The sequence below is a fragment of the Gephyromycinifex aptenodytis genome, assembly GCF_012277275.1.
Classification (GTDB): domain Bacteria; phylum Actinomycetota; class Actinomycetes; order Actinomycetales; family Dermatophilaceae; genus Gephyromycinifex; species Gephyromycinifex aptenodytis.
Genome location: NZ_CP051155.1, coordinates 2,017,376 through 2,035,025 on the forward strand (window position 1 = coordinate 2,017,376; position 17,650 = coordinate 2,035,025).

General features: G+C 67.1%; 13 protein-coding genes. 7 read left to right on the forward strand and 6 right to left on the reverse strand.

Translation table 11 applies throughout. From position 1 onward, the window contains the following. Positions 1 to 235: 235 nt before the first annotated feature. The 3 genes from G9V96_RS08725 to G9V96_RS08735 all read right to left on the reverse strand — a co-directional run bounded on the left by G9V96_RS08725 (position 236) and on the right by G9V96_RS08735 (position 4,240). A complete protein-coding gene (locus G9V96_RS08725) occupies positions 236 to 970 on the reverse strand; it encodes a sulfite exporter TauE/SafE family protein (protein WP_168582684.1) in 735 nt (244 codons plus the stop codon). Positions 971 to 1,083: 113 nt separating this feature from the next. Then, positions 1,084 to 3,042 carry a 3D-(3,5/4)-trihydroxycyclohexane-1,2-dione acylhydrolase (decyclizing) gene (gene iolD / locus G9V96_RS08730; RefSeq protein ID WP_168582685.1) on the reverse strand — a complete coding sequence of 653 codons (1,959 nt, stop codon included), beginning with the start codon at positions 3,040 to 3,042 and terminating at the stop codon, positions 1,084 to 1,086. Between the two features lie 130 nt (positions 3,043 to 3,172). Beyond that, positions 3,173 to 4,240 carry a transaldolase family protein gene (locus G9V96_RS08735; RefSeq protein ID WP_168582686.1) on the reverse strand — a complete coding sequence of 356 codons (1,068 nt, stop codon included), beginning with the start codon at positions 4,238 to 4,240 and terminating at the stop codon, positions 3,173 to 3,175. Positions 4,241 to 4,869: 629 nt separating this feature from the next. Here G9V96_RS08735 and G9V96_RS08740 point away from each other — a divergent pair. Beyond that, positions 4,870 to 5,526 (forward strand): hypothetical protein, encoded by a 657-nt coding sequence (locus G9V96_RS08740; RefSeq protein ID WP_168582687.1) that lies wholly within the window; start codon positions 4,870 to 4,872, stop codon positions 5,524 to 5,526. A gap of 300 nt (positions 5,527 to 5,826) precedes the next feature. On the opposite strand, the gene putP is transcribed toward G9V96_RS08740, so the two are convergent. Next, positions 5,827 to 7,380 (reverse strand): sodium/proline symporter PutP, encoded by a 1,554-nt coding sequence (gene putP / locus G9V96_RS08745; RefSeq protein ID WP_226913240.1) that lies wholly within the window; start codon positions 7,378 to 7,380, stop codon positions 5,827 to 5,829. Between the two features lie 267 nt (positions 7,381 to 7,647). On the opposite strand from putP, the gene G9V96_RS08750 reads away from it, so the two are divergent. Then, a complete protein-coding gene (locus G9V96_RS08750) occupies positions 7,648 to 8,877 on the forward strand; it encodes a globin domain-containing protein (protein WP_168582688.1) in 1,230 nt (409 codons plus the stop codon). 99 nt (positions 8,878 to 8,976) lie between these two features. Further along, a complete protein-coding gene (locus tag G9V96_RS08755) occupies positions 8,977 to 9,459 on the forward strand; it encodes a PaaI family thioesterase (protein ID WP_168582689.1) in 483 nt (160 codons plus the stop codon). Between the two features lie 183 nt (positions 9,460 to 9,642). Here G9V96_RS08755 and pepN read toward each other — a convergent pair whose 3' ends face one another. Then, a complete protein-coding gene (gene pepN, locus G9V96_RS08760) occupies positions 9,643 to 12,273 on the reverse strand; it encodes an aminopeptidase N (protein WP_168582690.1) in 2,631 nt (876 codons plus the stop codon). A gap of 322 nt (positions 12,274 to 12,595) precedes the next feature. On the opposite strand from pepN, the gene G9V96_RS08765 reads away from it, so the two are divergent. Together G9V96_RS08765 and G9V96_RS08770 are read left to right on the forward strand one after the other, a co-directional pair. Beyond that, positions 12,596 to 13,171 (forward strand): LOG family protein, encoded by a 576-nt coding sequence (locus G9V96_RS08765; protein WP_168582691.1) that lies wholly within the window; start codon positions 12,596 to 12,598, stop codon positions 13,169 to 13,171. Between the two features lie 98 nt (positions 13,172 to 13,269). Next, the gene (locus tag G9V96_RS08770) at positions 13,270 to 14,058 is read left to right on the forward strand and encodes an inositol monophosphatase family protein (protein WP_226913241.1); all 789 of its coding nucleotides are present in this window, start codon (positions 13,270 to 13,272) and stop codon (positions 14,056 to 14,058) included. A 24-nt stretch (positions 14,059 to 14,082) separates the two neighbouring features. On the opposite strand, the gene G9V96_RS08775 is transcribed toward G9V96_RS08770, so the two are convergent. Next, complete coding sequence (locus tag G9V96_RS08775) at positions 14,083 to 14,853, reverse strand: dimethylarginine dimethylaminohydrolase family protein (protein ID WP_168582692.1); 771 nt, start codon at positions 14,851 to 14,853, stop codon at positions 14,083 to 14,085. 539 nt (positions 14,854 to 15,392) lie between these two features. Here G9V96_RS08775 and G9V96_RS08780 point away from each other — a divergent pair. Together G9V96_RS08780 and G9V96_RS08785 are read left to right on the forward strand one after the other, a co-directional pair. After that, positions 15,393 to 16,697: a cytochrome P450 gene (locus G9V96_RS08780; RefSeq protein WP_168582693.1), complete on the forward strand. Its 1,305-nt coding sequence runs from the start codon at positions 15,393 to 15,395 to the stop codon at positions 16,695 to 16,697. A gap of 36 nt (positions 16,698 to 16,733) precedes the next feature. Continuing rightward, positions 16,734 to 17,633, forward strand: a complete 900-nt coding sequence (locus G9V96_RS08785) for a D-hexose-6-phosphate mutarotase (protein ID WP_168582694.1) — start codon at positions 16,734 to 16,736, stop codon at positions 17,631 to 17,633. The last annotated feature ends 17 nt before the right edge of the window (positions 17,634 to 17,650 follow it).

The following is a 17,650-nucleotide window of genomic DNA, read 5'->3' on the forward strand; positions in this document are numbered from 1 at the left end:
GAGACCCCTCTGTGCGTCGTCACGAGTAGCTGAGAACCCCAGCCTGCCCCGGCCGACCCGACCCTGTCAACATTTGTTAGGACAAACAAACTTTATGTTGTTCGTGACACGCGCCCCCTGCCGACCATGAAGGGGCCTACGCCCGCCACGCGTGCACATTCACGCAGGCAGCTGCAGCAGATGGGTTCGTGAACCCGCTTGTGGGACCGACGACACCCACCTCGGGCAAATGAGTTCAGAAGAAGGTCAACTCGACGGCGCTCACCGCCACGAAGGCCGTCACCAGCCTCCCGAACCACACCTGGTCCAGCCGCCCGACCGCCCACCGCCCCAACGCTGCCCCCAGCAGCACTGCGGGAGCCAGCACCGGCAGCAGCACGAGGCTGCGGTGCGTCACCAGCCCCAGCGCCACCATGAACGGCAACTTGACCAGGTTGACGGCGAAAAAGAACCACGCCGTGGTCCCGAGAAAGGTCCACTTGGCCATGCCCTCACGCAGGAGGTACAGGTTCATCGGCGGGCCGCCTGCGTTGGCCACCATGGTCGTGAACCCCGCCAGGGCACCATAGGCCCGACCGGCGGCCCGCGACCCCTGCGCCCGCGTCGGCCGCCGCAACGTCCACAGCTGGACCGCGAGCAGCCCCAGCAAAATCACCCCGATGGTGCGCCGCAACACCTGGTCGTCCACGAGCCGCAGGAACACCACCCCCGAGCCCACCCCGACCAGCACGGGCACCACCAGCCGGGCCAGCATCCAGCGGTCGACCGTGCGGCGATAAGCCCACGTCCCCACCACGTCCCCGACCAGCAGGAGCAGCAGCAGGGTTCCTGTCGACTCCTTGGCAGGCAGCGCCAGCGCGAAGAGGCCCACCGCCACCATCGCTGCCCCACCGATCGCGGTCTTGGCGAAGCCGACGACGATCGCCCCGGCGAGCAGTAGCGACCACGCGAGAAGGCTGAGCTCCGGCATAGGACCATCTCCGGCGGATCAGGTGCGCAGCCGGCTCAAGCAGACCGCGCACGGGCATGGCCGCGGCCCGGCACGTCAGGGCTGACGTGCCGGGCCGCGGGACAGCGTTGGCGTCACAGGTAGTGGCGCTGGACCTTCTTCTCCGCGGTGTACTCCGTGAAGGCTTGCTGAGTGGACTCCAACTCGGAGACCTCCGACACCGGCACATCCCACCAGGCGCACCCGGGCGGGTTGGGACCGGTGAGATCGGTCTGGATATAGAGCACGACGGCGCCCGGGGTCTGCACGGCCGTGGCATAGCCGTTCTTGAACTCCTCGATGCCGTTACAGCGCAGCACAGTGGCGCCCCAGCTCTCGGCGTTGGCGGCGATGTCGAAGGGCACGGGGCCCCCGTCGAGACGGCCGCTCTCACGGTTACGCATGCGGTACTTCGTGCCGAAGCGCTGCGAACCGCGGGACTCCGACAGTGCCCCGATCGAGGCGAAGCCGGAGTTGTCGAGAATGACGAAGATGACGTTGAGCTGCTCGGACACGATGGTCGCCAACTCCATCGGCAGCATCTGATAGGTGCCGTCGCCGACGATCGCCACAACCTTGCGGTCGGTGTGCCCGGCCGCGTCGAGCGCGAGCCGCACACCCATTGACGCCGGGATCTCGTAGCCCATACACGAGAAGGCGTACTCCAGGTGATACTGCTCCGGCGTGCGCGCCCGCCAGAGGGCCTGCAGGTCTCCGGGCATGGAGCCGGCAGCATTGATGACGACGTCCCGCTCGCCCATGAGTTCGTTGAGCGCGCCGAAGACTTCGGTCTGCGCCGGGAGCGGCTGGTGGTCGCGGTGATAGCACTCTTCGATGACCTTGTCCCACTCGGCCCACAGGTCCGCAGCGCGCTGCTGGTATGCCGCGTCCGTGCTCCAGCCGTCAAGCCCGTCCTGTAGGGCCGAGAGCGCCTCGCGAGCGTCAGAGACGAGCATCGTCGCGGAGTGTTTGGCTGCGTCGAAGGCCGTCACGTTGACGTTGACGAAGCGGACGTCGGGGTTGGCGAAGACAGTGTGCGAGGCGGTCGTGAAGTCGGAGTAGCGCGTGCCGACGCCGATGACCAGGTCCGCCTCGCGGGCGAGGGTGTTGGCGGCACTGTTGCCCGTGGACCCGAGACCACCGACGGACAGCGCATGGTCGAAGTTGATCGCGCCCTTGCCAGCCTGTGTGTCCGCCACCGGGATGCCGGTGGCCGTTGTGAAGGCCCGCAGCACCTCGCTGGCGCCGGAGTAGATCACTCCGCCCCCGGCGACGAGCAGCGGCTTCTTCGCAGCCTTGATCGCCTCGACCGCGCGCTTGAGCGCAGCGGGCTCCGGCACCGGGCGGGCCACGTGCCACACGCGTTTACGGAACATCTCGACGGGCCAGTCGAAGGCCTCCGCCTGCACGTCTTGCGGCAGGCAGATCACGACGGCACCGGTCTCGGCCGGGTCGGTGAGGACGCGCATCGCGTTGAGCAAGCTGGGGATCAACTGCTCGGGTCGGTTGATGCGATCCCAGAAGCGCGACACCGGCTTGAACGCGTCGTTGACCGACACGTCCAGCGAGCGCGGGTCCTCGAGTTGCTGAAGCACCGGGTCCGGGTAACGCGTGCTGAACTGGTCGGAGGGGAAGAGCAGCACCGGCAGACGGTTGGTAGTCGCAAGGGCTGCGCCGGTAACCATATTGAGGGCGCCGGGGCCGATGGAGCTGGTGACCGCCAGGGTCTGCAGCCGCTCAGTGGTTTTTGCGTAGGCGGCAGCCGCGTGCACCGCGCCCTGCTCGTTGCGGGCCAGGTAGTAGGGCAGGTGCTGCTCGTCCGCGCCGGTGGGCCCGCCCCCCTGCTCCTGGGTTTCCAGGGCGACCTGGTCCTGCAGGAGCCCCTGGCCGATGCCGGCGACGTTGCCGTGCCCGAAGATGCCGAACATGCCTGCGACCAGGCGCTGTTCGACCCCGTCACGCTCGGACCACTGGTTGGACAGGAAGCGCACGATGGCCTGGCCGACGGTCAATCGCAGGGTCGGTGCTGCGTCATAGGGATAGTGCGAGGTCATCGTCGATCCTCTCGAGAGTCGGTGTGCCGCAGCCCAGGGGTCACCGGCGCCCTGTGATGGGGGCGCCGGTGACAGTGGACCAGCGGGTCAGGCACGGGCAGATCGGCACGAACGGTCTAGTTGCCGGTGATCAGGGTGCCGGGATCAGGATGTCGCGGACGACCTGGTCGAGTTCCTCATCGGCGCCGAGGAACTGACGCAGCGTCTTGCGGGTAGCGCCGAAGGTGTCGAATTCCTCGTGTGTCATGCCGTCGACGTCGTACGCGCGGCGGAACTCGGGGATCTTCTGGTAGAGAGCTTCCACGATGGCCGGGTCCACGGGGACGCTCATGCGCTCGGGGAGCTCGGCGCCGCCGTCGACGATCTGCTTCTGCCACTTGAAGGGCGGGGAGATGACGACGTCGCCGCCGACGAACTCGCTGAGCTGCAGCGTGTTACGGAAGGCCGCGGACAGCAGACGCGAGCGCAGGCCGCGCTCGGCGAAGATCGCGTAAGCCTTCTTGAACGCGGCAACACCCGCCCACTCGAGGTACTCGGGGTCGATGTCGATGCCCTCGCGAGAGACGCACTCCTTGAGCCAGTCGTCGAGGCGCCCGCACATGATGGTGACGACCGGGCCCATGCCGTCGATGCTCTTGCCCTCGGCCTCGCGGCGCTTGAGGCCCCGCTCGATGGCCTCGGCAGCTTCGACAGCCTGCGGGACGGTGAAGGACACCGTGACGTTGATGTTGACGCCTCGGTAGGTCGCTTCCTCGATTGCCACGATGCCGGCCTTGGTGGCGGGGATCTTGACGATGATGTTCTTGGCGAGCCCGGCGAAGTACTCGGCCTGGTCAGCGAGCTTGGCGGCGCTGCGGGCCAGGCGCGGGTCGGTCTGCATGGAGAGGCGACCGTTGCGGCCTTCGTACTTGTCGAAGGCGGGCTCGAGCAGCTTGGCGGCGTCGATGGAGAGCTCCTCGACAACCTTCCAGCCGATCTCGGACTCGCTGGCCTCGGGCATCTCGGCGTCGAGCTCGGCGATGCGTGCGCTCCAACGGGGCAGGTCAGCCTTGACACAGGCGACGGCGATGACGGGGTTGCAGGTCGCGCCCACGGCGCCGTACGCGATCGACTGCTTGAGCTCGACCGGATCGGCCGAGTCGTTCCAGAGGACGGTGGTGGGGTTGGCCTCCACCATCGAGTTGAGGTTGGTGCTCATGGCGTGCCTCCAGTGCACTGAGGTCCTGCTGAGATTCGAGGGGTTCTGTGCCATTGAACCGCTGCGCAACACCCCTGTCAATCGATTGTCCTTACAAAGTAACATTTTGCCTCGCCACGCTGCTCCGAGCTTGTCCCGACCTCGGCTTGACTCCGACACCTGCCGCTACGTTGATCCGCTCCGGGTCTGGCCGACCCCGCCTCCTACCTGCGTCGGGGCTACACACTCCCGAGCCCCCGCCCAGAACGCCGGACCGGCGCAGCAGGCAGCCCCACACCGGCGTCGGTCGACACCAGGTTCGCTGCCAGGGGGCGCGGCTTCGGGTACACACCCAGACCTGAGATCGGGCGCCCACTCTCTCCTGGGTGCCGACCCAACCACCCAGACCCCCTCCGTCCCGAAAGGGTTCCCCACCGCTGCCATTCGCGGCTGAGATACATGCGGGAGCCTGGATAGTCGTGGTCTGGACGGCTGTTCAGTACGCTCTACCTGGACGCGCGTTCGCATGATCTGGGGAGATCGAACGGCGTCCCAGCCCTACGAGGCTGTTAGCGGGGGTCGGCTTGGGCAACCTTGGCCGATAGGGGGCGGCGCGCCGAGAGGCGAGCCGCGAACGAACGGATGGGGATATGTCAGCACTGCACCTCGGCCTCTTGGCCGCATCGGTCAGCCTGGTCGGTATCACGGCAGCCACGAGCGAATCGTTGCGGCGCCGCGAATCCACTCTGCCCGCCCTCGGTTACGTCGTCGGAACCGGGCTTTCTGTGGGTAACGCCGCATGCCTGCTGCCGAGCACACCCCTCTGGTACTCGGCCCTCTTGGTCCCGCTCAGCGTGGCCGGCATGCTCTGGTTCCTGGCCAGCGTTGCCAGTGCGCGACCTAGCCGGCTGCGCACCGCCCACAGCGTTCACACGACTGGCAACGTCCCCACTGTGGTGCAGGGCAGCGTGCGTAAGCCGGTGCCGTTGCATGTCGTGCGTGACACCAGCCCGCAGCCTGCGATTGAACCGCCCCGCGAACCGGTCTCAGCAACCCAGCAGACCTTTGCTGAAGCGGGCCCCGCGCACGGCTGGGCCGCTGCAGGTCAAGGCCCGTATGTTGCAGCCCACATCGAGCGGTATGTGGATGCCCGCGGCACTCGTCGCGCCCACGGCAGCTACGGGCCCCGCCGGCACACCGGCGAGGACCCCACCGCTCGCTTCCTCAAACTGGCTCGCGCCTACGGCGTCGACCACCCGGGTCGTCCGGGGCACTCCGGCTCCAGCGGACGCTCCTACCGCGCCTGAGACTGCACAGACTGCCACCGCTGCAGCCACGTGTCCGCGCCGTCACTGACCGCCTAGCCACGCTCCGCGTTGGAGCCGTTCCGAGAACGCAGGAACAGCATTCCGCGCTGGCCGGACAACGAACAGCACTGTCGAGGCGAACCTCGACAGTGCTGTTCACAACAGGGGGCAGGCGGCAGGCGCATCGGCGCCCGACCGTCGCGGCCGGGCGCAGGTGACCAGCACCGCGTGACCGCGCTGCAGCCAGCCCGCCTATGTCCTCAGAGCCGCGCAGTCAGCCCGCTTCGGCGGGCCGTTCGCTCACGGCTCAGCGATCAGCGGGGCTTCCTCATCAACAAGAATCCGGGCGCTGAGCCGCTTCATCTGCGTGAAGTCGGTCTCGATCTTCTCGTTGCGCTTGTAAGTGATCAGGCTGACGACGACTGCCACCAGCAGGTGCAGCAGGAAGCCTGGCAGGATCTCGTACAGGCCGAACAGGGCCGTGGCCCGATCCCCGCCCCAGGTCGTGGAGGGGCCCCAGAAAGCCACCGTCAACGCACCCACGACCATCCCGGCCAAGGCGCCGGAGGCAGTGAGCTTGCGCCAGTACAGCGACAACACGACCGTCGGGCCGAAAGCGGCACCGAAGCCGGCCCAGGCAAAGGCCACCAGCCGCAGAATTGTCGAGTTCTGCTCCCAGGCGAGAATTCCGGCGATGACCGCCACACACAAGACCGCGAGCCGGCCCATCCCGACGTAGTGGTTGTCGCTCTTGGAAGACTCGCCGCGGTGTTGACCGAGCGCTTTGTAGAGGTCCTCGATCAATGCCGAAGAAGTAACGATCATCTGGCTGGACATCGTGCTCATGATTGCTGCCAGCACCGCGGCCAGCATGAAGCCCGCGATGATCGGGTGGAAGAAGGCCTGCCCGAGCCGGATGTACACCGTCTCGGTGTCGGGGCCCTCCAGCGGTGTCCCCGACTGTTGGAAGTAGGCGATGCCGACCAGAGCTGTGCCGGCAGCACCCAAAACGGAGAAGATCATCCAGCCGATACCGATGCGACGACCGGCGGTGGCTTCCTGGGCGTTGCGTAGCGCCATGAACCTGACGATGATGTGCGGTTGCCCGACGTAGCCCAAACCCCAGGCCAATGCCGAGATCACCCCCACGGCGGAGGCGCCAGCGAACATGCTCAAGTGGGTGGGGCTGGCCGCCAACGCTGCGGTCTTGACGCCTTCGAGCCCACCGACCCGGGACAGCCCCACCAGGGGAACGGCCACGAGCGCGGCGACCATCATGATTCCCTGCACGAAGTCGGTATAACTGACGGCCAAGAAGCCGCCGAAGAGCGTGTAGGCCACCGTGACCGACACGATCAGGAGCAGGCCCTCGTGGTAACCGCGCCCGAAAGTGCTCTGATAGAAGACGCCGGAGGCGACCATCCCGGAGCTGACGTAGAACGTGAAGAACACCAGGATGATGACTCCCGAGGCGATGCGCAGCATGCGGGATTGGTCGTGCAGCCGGTTCTCCAAGAAGCTGGGGATAGTGATGGAGTTGTTGGCGACCTCGGTGTATGCCCGCAGCCTGGGCGCGACGAACTTCCAGTTCAGCCAGGCGCCGACGGTCAGACCGACCGCGATCCACGCTTCGACGAGCCCAGCGGCATAGATTGCGCCCGGCAGCCCCATGAGTAGCCATCCGGACATGTCTGCAGCGCCCGCAGAGAGCGCGGCTACCGCGGGTGACAAACCACGGTCCCCGAGCATGTAACCGTCGAGGTTGTGGGTCTTTCGATATGAGTAGAAACCGATGAACAACATGCCGGCGAGGTAAATCGCCATCGTGGCTGCCTGGTAGAAGAGAGGACTCACGAATCGCTCCGATTGTGGGGGCCGAGTCCGGCTCGACCGCGTCGTCGTGGGCCGAAGCGTACAGGCGCGGTTTGCCCTGCAACAGGACAAGCGCCACAGATCGCCCACAGAATCACCGAAGCTCACCCACGCTCAGGTGGTCAGGTGTCCGCTCGGTGAGACCACCCAGCCCTTCACCGTTAACACGCTTCTATCCGTACTAATGTCGTGCCCCGTCGACTGTGCCAGTCGGCGTCTCTTGGTACTACCTCCCCCGAAGGAGCCCGCATGCTGTTGTCCGCCGAGTCAACCGAGGTCGTCGAAGCGACCGCCGGCGTCGTTGCTGAGCACGCTGTCGAGATCACCTCTCGCTTCTACCCTGCGATGTTCAAGGCCCACCCGGAGCTTCTCAACATCTTCAACGAGGCCGACCAGGCCCTCGGCGAGCAGCCGCAAGCGCTGGCTGCCTCGGTGGTCGCCTACGCGGTTCAACTCATCGACCCGGATGCTCCCTCGTTCGAGCCCGTCATGCAGCGCATCGCCCAGAAGCACGTCTCTCTCGGTATCACCGCGACGCAATACACCATCGTCGGGCGCTACCTGCTGCGCGCGGTGGGAGAGGTGCTCGGTGAGGCTGTCACCCCGCAGGTAGCCGCCGCTTGGGATGAGGTCTATTGGCTGTTCGCCTTGCAACTGGCCGCCGAGGAGGCCAAGGTTTACGCCCAGCAAGGCATCGACCCGGAGAACCCGTGGCGCGACTTCCGTATCGTCGAGCGCCGCGATGAGGTCACCATCGATGGTGAGCCTGAGGTCGTCACCTTCGTCCTGGCGCCGGTCGATGGTCAGCCCGTCCCGCAGCACCGCGCCGGGCAGTACATCACCGTCAACGCAGCCCTGCCGAACGGCACGACGCAGCCACGTCAGTACACGCTCTCGGCCGGACCTCGGCCCGACTCCCAGCAGATCACCGTGCGGCGGGTCCGCGCCAGCGATGACGCACCGGCCGGCGTCGTCTCCCACCACCTCATCGACTCCTGCCCCGTGGGGAGCACGCTGCAGGTGTCCGTGCCGTGCGGTGACGTGATGTTGGACGACTCGGACTCTCCCCTCGTTCTTGTCAGCGCGGGGGTAGGCATCACCCCGATGGCAGCGATCCTGGATGACCTGGCGCAGCGTCGTCCGAACCGGCCGGTGATCCTGGCCCACGCGGACCGCAGTGCCGCCAGCCACGCCATGTACGAGGCGGTGACGGCGAGCGCATCGCGACTGGAGAAGGCGCTCTCGCACCTGTGGTATGAAGAAGCCGCTGATGAATCACGCAGCGCCGAGCAGGGCCTGATGGACTTGTCGAGCCTCGAGATCCCCGGTGACGCCCAGGTGTTCATGTGCGGGCCGCTACCGTTCATGCGCCAAGCCCGCCGCACGTTGCTCGACAAGGGCGTCGCTCCTGAGGCCATCCGCTACGAGGTGTTCGGCCCCGACCTATGGGCGCAGAACCCGGACAGCGCCGCCGCCTGACCCGGGCTTACTCCTCCTCCCCCCCGGGGCTGGCGCGGCCGGCGGGACTGCTCACCCCCGAGGGCCCCATCCTGCTCGTTTCCCGGCCAGGATGGGGCCATGACCGCGCCGACCGCCTTCCAGGACTACTACCCCAACGACGTCGCTCACTGCTACGGCTGTGGGCGCCTCAACGACGTGGGGATCCAGCTCAAGTCGCACTGGGACGGTGACGAGACCGTCGCCCGATACACGCCGCGCCCGGAGCACACCGCTATCCCGGGCTACGTGTACGGCGGCCTCGTCGCCTCGCTGATCGACTGCCACGGCACCGGGTCAGCTTCGGCTGCCGCATACCGCGCAGCGGGCCGAGAGATGGGCTCCGAGCCGGTGTTGCGGTTCGTCACGGCGTCGCTACAGGTCGACTACCTTGCGCCCACCCCGATGGGCGTCGAGTTGGAAGTGCGCGGAGTCATCGAAGAGGTCAAGGGCCGCAAGGTCGTCGTCAGCGAGACCGTGAGCGCTGGCGATGTCGTGTGCGCCCGTGGGCGGGTCATCGCGGTACAGATGCCCGACTCGATGGGCGCCGCCTCCTCATCCTGAGCGCCGCAGCAACCCGAGGCCGCAGCAGCCTGGAGCGCCCCCACCGGGGTGGCCACGTCACCGCGCCGCCCGGTCACCTCCTCGCAGAGTGGCGGGGCGCACCGACCGCTATCTGCCAGAACCGCGACCGCCTAGCGTGCAGGTGGTCGCGGTTCTGCGGGGTGTGCGATGTGCGAGCGTCCCCTAGCTGGCGGACCCTGCCGCCTGAGCGGTCAGCGCCCTGCGCAACCGGTCAAGGTTTTCGATGATCTCGCGGCGCAACGCGCGCGGCGCGTCTGGGTGTGCATCGAGCCACCCCTGCACCTGCACCACGCTCGGGTGCTCGGCCGGGGCCTGACCCGCGGCTAGTTGAGCGCCGCCGGGGAAGAACCCGCGCACGAACCTCGTAGCGATCTCTTGGCTGCGTTCCTGCCACACCGGGATGAGCGCGCCGAGATACCGGGCGCGGTAATCCTGCGTCAGGTGCGAATGCCCCGGATGGTTGAAGCCTGCCGCCCACGCGCTGACCTCTTCGTTCGACGCGCCCGCTTCCTCGACGACGGCCGACCATGCCGCCGCTTTGGTTTCAGCATCGGGAACAGATGCCAACGCCGACAGGTGGCGGATGTGAGTGCGCGACCCGGGGTCTGCGCGCCTGGCGGCATCGAGTTCGTCGACGCTCGCGTGGCCCGTCCCTGCGAGCGCCCGCCAGAACGCCCAGCGCAGCTCGCCGTCGAGGGCCAGCCCCTCGATGTGCTCGCGCCCGTCGAGCACCGCCCGCAACAGTTCGGCGTGTTCGGCGCAACTCTGCGCGGCAGAGGCGACAACGCGCGCCCACACGAGCTGGCTTCCCGACCCGGGTTCGCAGGCGCGCATCTGCTCGATGGCCACGTCGAGGATGCGACGAACGAGGTCATCCTGCTGATCGGCGGGCGCGTAAGCGCGCGCCGCTACCAGCGCGTGATCGGTGGCGTCGGTGAGCAACGCGACATGGCTCTCGCGTGGCGCTTGGCGCAGCACGATGTCGACGTAGTCGGCGGCGGGCAGCACCGCGTCACGGCAGGCGTTCCACAACGCCGACCACACGCACGCCCGGGACAGTGACGCCTCAATGTCGCCCAGGTGCTCCCGCACGGTCTGCATCGACGTCGCGTCAAGGCGCACCTTGGCGTAGGTGAGGTCGTCGTCGTTGATGAGTACGAGCGCCGGCGCGGGAGCGCCCTGCGCGTCCTCGACCACAGTCCGGCTTCCGGTCACGTCCAGTTCGATGCGCTGGCTGCGGCGCAGCACCCCGTCGGAGTACAACTCGTACAGCCCCACCGCGAGCCGGTGATCGCGCAACACCTCCACACCGCTGATCGGGTCAGTCCCGTCCTGTTCGATGACCAACTCGGCGATACGCGGGTCGTCACCGTCGGTGAGGCTCAGCGCAGGCGTAAGGGTCGAGGTGCCCGTCGTGCGCAACCACGCATCCGACCACGGCCCAAGGTCACGCCCCGACGCCTCCTCCAACTCGACGAGCAAGTCCGGCAGCGTCGTGGAGGAGAACTCATGCTTAGCGAAGTAGGTACGCGCACCGGCGTGGAACGCCTCCTCACCGACGTAGGCGACGAGCTGCTTGAGCACGCTGGCGCCCTTGGCGTACGTGATTCCGTCGAAGTTCGCCCGTGCCGCTTCGACGTCGGGAATGTCCGCGACGATCGGGTGCGTCGTCGGAAGCTGGTCCTGCTCGTAGGCCCACGCCTTGCGCCGCGCGCAGAACGGCGTCCACGCGTCGCGGAACTCCGTGGCGGTCGCGTTCGCAGCGGTACCCATGTAGTCGGCGAAGGATTCCTTCAGCCACAGGTCGTCCCACCACTGCGGGGTCACCAGGTCGCCGAACCACATGTGCGACATCTCGTGCATGAGGGTGTTGCTGCGCCCCTCCAGCTGGGCGCGGGTCGCGGCTGATTCGAAGATGTACCGGGCGTCGGTGAACGTCACCAGGCCCGGGTTCTCCATCGCGCCCAGGTTGTACTCCGGCACGAAGATCTGGTCGTACTTGCCCCACGGGTAGGGGTAGTCGAAGAGCCGGTGGAAGTGCTCGAGCCCCTGCTTGGTGAGCTCGAACAGCGCCTCACTGTCGAAGGCCGGAGCCAGCGAACGACGGCACAACAGCGCCAATGGAACCCGCAACGGCTCGCGGTCGGGCAGATCCAGCGTCCACTCCTGGTCCCATCGGCGGTACGGCCCGGCGATGACACAGGTGAGGTAGGTCGACAGCGGCGGCGTCGGGTCGTAGATGCGGCGCGCACACGCTGCGCCCGAGGTCGCGGCCGGTGCCTCTTCACGGCTGATTTCCCGCGAGTTAGAACGGATCTCCCAGTCACTGGGCCCGGTTACCACGAAGGTGAAGGAGGCCTTGAGGTCGGGCTGCTCGATATTGGCGAACACTCGCCGCGCGTCGGCTGGCTCGTACTGGGTGTAGAGGTAGGTCAGACCGTCGGCGGGGTCGACGTAGCGGTGCATACCTTCCCCGGAGCGGGAGTAGCGCGCTCGACCCTTGACCGTCACGGTGCACTCTCGACCCACCGGCAGGCCGCTCACCTGTACCCGAGCCCCGTCGTAGCGCACCGGGATCGGCGCACCGTCGATGTCGACGTGCTCGACCTCGCCGTCCAGGAAGTCCAGGAAGGTGTCGCTGCTGCTGCTGGTCAGCGTCAGGCTCGTCTGGGTCGGGAAGGTTGCGGCCTGGGGATCGGCGGCCTCGGTGAGGTCGAGCTCGACCCGGTACGAGGTCAGCCGCAGATCCGCGGAACGCTGGCGGGCTTCGTCTCTGCGCAGGTTAGAGGTCACTCTCTGACGGTAACGGTCTGCGCAACCGGGGTGGTGGCAGTTCGGCAAAGCCGCTTCGACTGCTACCTGAGTCGCCCGGACCAACCCGCGGTGAGGGCTGCCCGCACCGTTGGGCGCTCTGTTCAGCGGCGGCGTGGACGGCTCGAGTGCGTTTCTGGTGCACGCGGGACGCCCAGCTAGATACACCTGCGGCCGTGTTCCGAATCTGCGCCCTGAGCCCGGGCGGCCGTGAGCGAGCGAGCAGACATTCCCGGCACGATCTGACCAGCTCACCTGTTAAGGGCCCTAGTGGTGGGCCCGCCTCCCCCCGTACTCTGGCCGAATGCGGAGCGTCTGTGTTTTCTGCGGGTCGAGCAACGGCGATGACCCCCGTTACCTCGCGGCTGCGCGAGAACTCGGCACCGAGTTGGGCAGGCGTGGGCTGCGCCTGGTCTACGGTGGCGCCTCGGTGGGACTCATGGGCGCCCTGGCCGACTCCGCGATGGAGGCCGGCGCTCCGGTCCTCGGGGTGATCCCCGAGCATCTGATCGCGGCCGAAGTCGCCCACGACGGGCTGACGGATCTGCGGGTGACCCGTTCCATGCATGAGCGCAAAGCCGTGATGGCGCAGGAGTCCGACGCCTTCATTGCCATGCCCGGTGGGTTCGGAACGCTGGAAGAGGTCGTGGAGATCCTCACCTGGGGTCAGTTGGGGCTGCACACCAAACCCGTCGGGTTCCTGGACGTGCGCGGCTACTACGGCCGGCTGCTGTCGTTCTTCGTGCACGCCGTCGATGAGGGGTTCATTCGGGCGCCACACTTGGGGCTCTATACCGTGGACGAATCGCCGGCGGCGCTGCTGGACGCGATGAGCAACTGGATTCCCTCGACCACCCCGAAGTGGGTCGACCGGGCCTGATCCCGGACTGATCCCGGCCTGGTCACTTCTGCCGAGCGGTACGCGGGAGGACTTGGGCTGAATCTTGGGCGAGCGATCCCATATGAGACCGTTGCCTGGTGGACACAGACGCCGTTCTCGAGCTCATGCGCGAGGTTGCCGAGCAGGTCATCAACCCCCGCTTCCGCAGCTTAGAAGCCGGGCAGATCATGGAAAAAAGCCCCGGAGACCTGGTGACGGTCGCCGACCGTGAGGCGGAGGAGCTCATCACGGCGGCGTTGCTGGCCGACGATCCATCGGTGCTCATCGTTGGGGAGGAAGCGACCGCGGCCGACCCGGGCCTGTTGGACCGGCTGGCTGACGCCGAGCACGCCTACACCGTCGACCCGGTGGATGGCACAAAGAACTTCGTGAACGGCTCGCCTGATCACGCGGTGATGATCGCCGAGTTGCGCCACGGCGAACCCGTTCGCGCGTGGATTCTGCAACCCGCCCACGACCTGACGTTCGTCAGCGAGAAGGGCGCCGGGGTCTACCGCAACGGTGAGCCCCTGCCCATGCTGACCCCGGTGACCGACGCCGCAGAGCTGCGGATCGCCACCTCACGCCCGCGTTTGGAGGGCCAGCATGGCGAGGTCAACGTGCGCGGGACCTACTGGTCGTGCGGCATCGATTACCCGTGGCTGGCTCAGGGCGGGGTCGACGCGCTGCATTACACGCGAGCCTTGCCGTGGGACCACGCCCCCGGCTTACTGCTGTTGAGCGAACTCGGTGGGGTCGTCGCTTGTGCCGACGGCACGCCCTATCACCCGGCTCGTCACCATGAAGGCTGCGCCGGGCTGCTCGCTGCCAGCGCGCCGCAGACCTGGGAGTTGGCCGCGAGTCACCTGCGCGACGTGCTGCGCTGAAACCTGCGACGAGAACGGCAAGGACTAGAACGGCGCGAACAGGCAGGTGAGGGTGCCTTCGCGCTTCTCGAACTCGCCGATATCGACCAGGATCGGCTCGTAGCCCAGGGATCGGACCAGCTCTGCCGTCTCCGGGGCGCTGGCCGCCATCAGCAACCGACGCTCCCCCAACGGCACCACGTGAATCCCGCACGGTTCACGCACCGGCAGGAAATCGCTGAAGATCGAGGGGTCGTCGACGCGAGGCGGGTAGCCGAGCACCGTGCCGTCGGGCAGCGCGGAAACCGCAGCCGACAGGTGCACCGCCTTGTGCAGCGGGACGGGCACGACCGTTAATCCGGCCGGACGCAAGATGTCAACGACCTGCGCCAGCCCGGCACGGTTGGTGCGACCGCCCATCCCCACATAGACCGTGTCGTGCACGCGCATCAGGTCGCCGCCATCCAGGGTGCCTGGTCGTCGGATGGGAACGGCCCGCACTCGGGCCGCTGCCAGAGTCCGTCGCGCCGCCGTCCGTTCGGGGCGCCGGGACTCGACTGCCGACCGGGTCAGGATGACCCGCCCACCCAAAGAGGCAACGGTGTCGCCGACGAACACCCCGTCGGGGCAGGCCAGGTCGCCCGGCTGCGGTTCGATGAGTACCCGAGACCAGCCGCACTGGGCGAAGATCCTGCCCAGTTCCTCCCACTGTTGGGTAGCTCGCTCCAAGTCGATGGGGCGCCGTTCGATATGAGAGACCACGGCCCGGCTCAGACCTGGGTCCGGCGCCCTCATCAACACACGAGTGGCGAGCATGACTCCAACGATGGCACGGGATGCCTCTACTGCGCCCGCCACCCGCCCAATTGCGATGCGCAGACCCGCGTTGACCTGCACTTACCTGCAGCAACCCCACCTCCAGCGACGACGCACCTGCGGAATAGCCTTGACCGGCAGGACATTTCATGGATAGTCAATGCCGTTGGTAGACAAGATCTTTACCGGCTCTTCACCCGGACGGGTGATCGGAACACTTGCCCCGACCACGCATCTGCCGAAGGGAAGGGCGACGGATCGCACCGCGTCAGCGGTGCACCTCGTAGAGCGATCCAGGAGCGGTCACAGGCACCCGGGTTTTGCAACGAGGTGGGGGCGGTCCCGGGGAGTCGACCTCCGGGACCGCCCCGCTGTCTCTCTACCCGGTGCTGGTCACCAGGTCCGGTATGACGGCCTGCCCCTGCACGCCCGCCGCAGCTCGACGAAGACCATAGGGACATCCCTCACTGCAGACCTGTCGCGCGCAGGCGACACTGGGGACAAGGTGTGAGCTGACCTCCCCACGGCAGGAGACCGTCATGACGACTGCGCCCGTTCCCGCCGCCCACTGCGTCCGGAAAACCAGCCGGGCAGATGAGCCTGCTGGGCGCGCCGTCGAATATCGCGACGGCGTCTGGCATGTCCGATCGGCGCTCGCTGTCCGGCAGGTGCTGCGGGAAGGGAACTGCACGATCCAAGCCGGGTTCAACGTCGATCAAATACGTGAGGGCAACCCGGCCATGCGCCAACCGATCCTCTTCCTCGATGGACCTGAGCATCGGGCTCAGCGCAGCGCCATCGCTCGCTACTTCGCGCCTGCAACGGTGAGCAAGCGGTACCGGGAACTGATGGAGTCTCTGGCCCAGGAGTTGGTCGACGAGGTCGCGCGCGGCGGCGTCACCGACTTGTCAGCCGTGACGTTGCGGTATTCCGTCGAAGTGGCCGCGCAGGTCATTGGGCTGACCAATTCCGACATGGGTGGCATGTCTAAGCGTCTGGAGAGTTTTTTCGCGATTCCCCCGCAGCCACCCGCGCCCGCAGTAAAAAAGGACGGTGAACTGGGCGCCGGGCAACGTCGCTCCGGATTGGGCGCGCGAGCAGCCCAGGTGCGCTCCCTGGCTGGCCGCTTTGACGCCTTGGTCGCCTCGGCCCGCGGTGCCGTGCCGATGGGGTTGTTCTACATGCGTGATGTGCGTCCAGCAATTGCCGCCCGGCGCAAAGAGCCTCAGGAAGACGTGATCTCGCACTTGCTGGCGCAGGGATACAAGGACCACGAGATCCTCATCGAGTGCATCACCTACGCAGCCGCCGGGATGGTGACGACCCGCGAGTTCATCAGCGTGGCGGCCTGGCATCTGCTGGACAACGCCGAGCTGCGGCAGGCGTACCTGCAGGCGCCGGAAAAGCAGCGGTACGCGATCCTGCACGAGGTGCTCCGGCTGGAGCCCGTGGTGGGACACCTCTACCGCCGCGCGATCAACGACCTCGTGCTGGTCGACGGGCAGCACGAACACCAGGTGCGCGCCGGGGAACTGCTCGACCTGTACATCCGCTCGGCCAACGCAGACCCCGTGCACGTGGGCCCGGAGCCGCTGTCGCTGTGCCCGGCCCGCGACATGTCACCCGGCCTCAAACCCGAGGTGATGGCTTTCGGCGACGGTAACCACCGTTGCCCCGGGAGCTTCCTCGCAGTCCAAGAAAGTGACATCTTCCTGCAGCGACTCTTGCGTCTGCCGCTGTCGCTTGTCGACTCCCCCCGTATCGACTGGGTGGACCTCATCGCAGGCTATGAACTGCGCGACGTGCTCATCACCGTTGAAAACGCCGCTGATGTCGACGAATGATATTGCGGCCCAGCCGCATACCAGTACCGTCAAAGCATGAGCACAATCGATGCCACCGCTTTGCCGCAGGGCGTGAGCCTGGCTGCGGGCTCCGGCGGCCTGCCATGCGTGAGCGTGACGACCCCGGCCTGCACCGCGCAGGTCTATCTGCATGGCGCACACATCACTTCTTGGGTCCCCGACGGGCAGCAGCCAGTGCTGTGGTGCAGCAGCCAGGCCACATACTCGGCTGACAGCGCCATCCGCGGCGGGGTGCCGCTGTGCGCCCCCTGGTTCGGCCCGGGCCGAACCGGTGGCAAAGAGCCCGCGCACGGCTATTTCCGGCTGGCGGAGTGGGAGCTGACGCAGGCGGATCGTGACGGTGACGATGTCCTGCTCGTGTTCACGCTGCCGACCGAGCGCGGCGGCCTGCCCGGGATCGAGCACGCCCCGGCTGACCTACAAGCCACTTACCGCGTGCGGCTCGGCGCCGAGCTGGGCATGGAGTTGGAGATCGCGACCCCCACGCAGGCGTTGGAGTTGGAGAACGCACTCCACGCGTACCTGCATGTCGGCGACGTGCGAACCGTGACTCTGCAGGGCCTGGACGGCGCGCGCTACGCCGACAAGGCTCCCGGTGGCCGCGCGGTCAACGCTCAATCGGGGCCGGTGGAGTTCCGCCGTGAAACCGACCGGGTGTATGCCTCGACCGAGTCCGTCACCGTCGTCGACCCGACACTCGCCCGCAAGATCCTCGTGACGAAAGACGGCTCACACAGCACGATCGTGTGGAACCCGTGGGAGCGTCGGGCTGCCGAGATGAGCGACTTCGGTGACGACGAGTGGACTCAAATGCTGTGTGTGGAGCCGGGCAACGCCCTCAAAGGCCGTGTTGACCTCGCGCCGGGGGAACGCCACACCCTGCGGGCGACGATCAGCGTGGATTCCACCCAGTAACCCTTCGCCGCGCACCT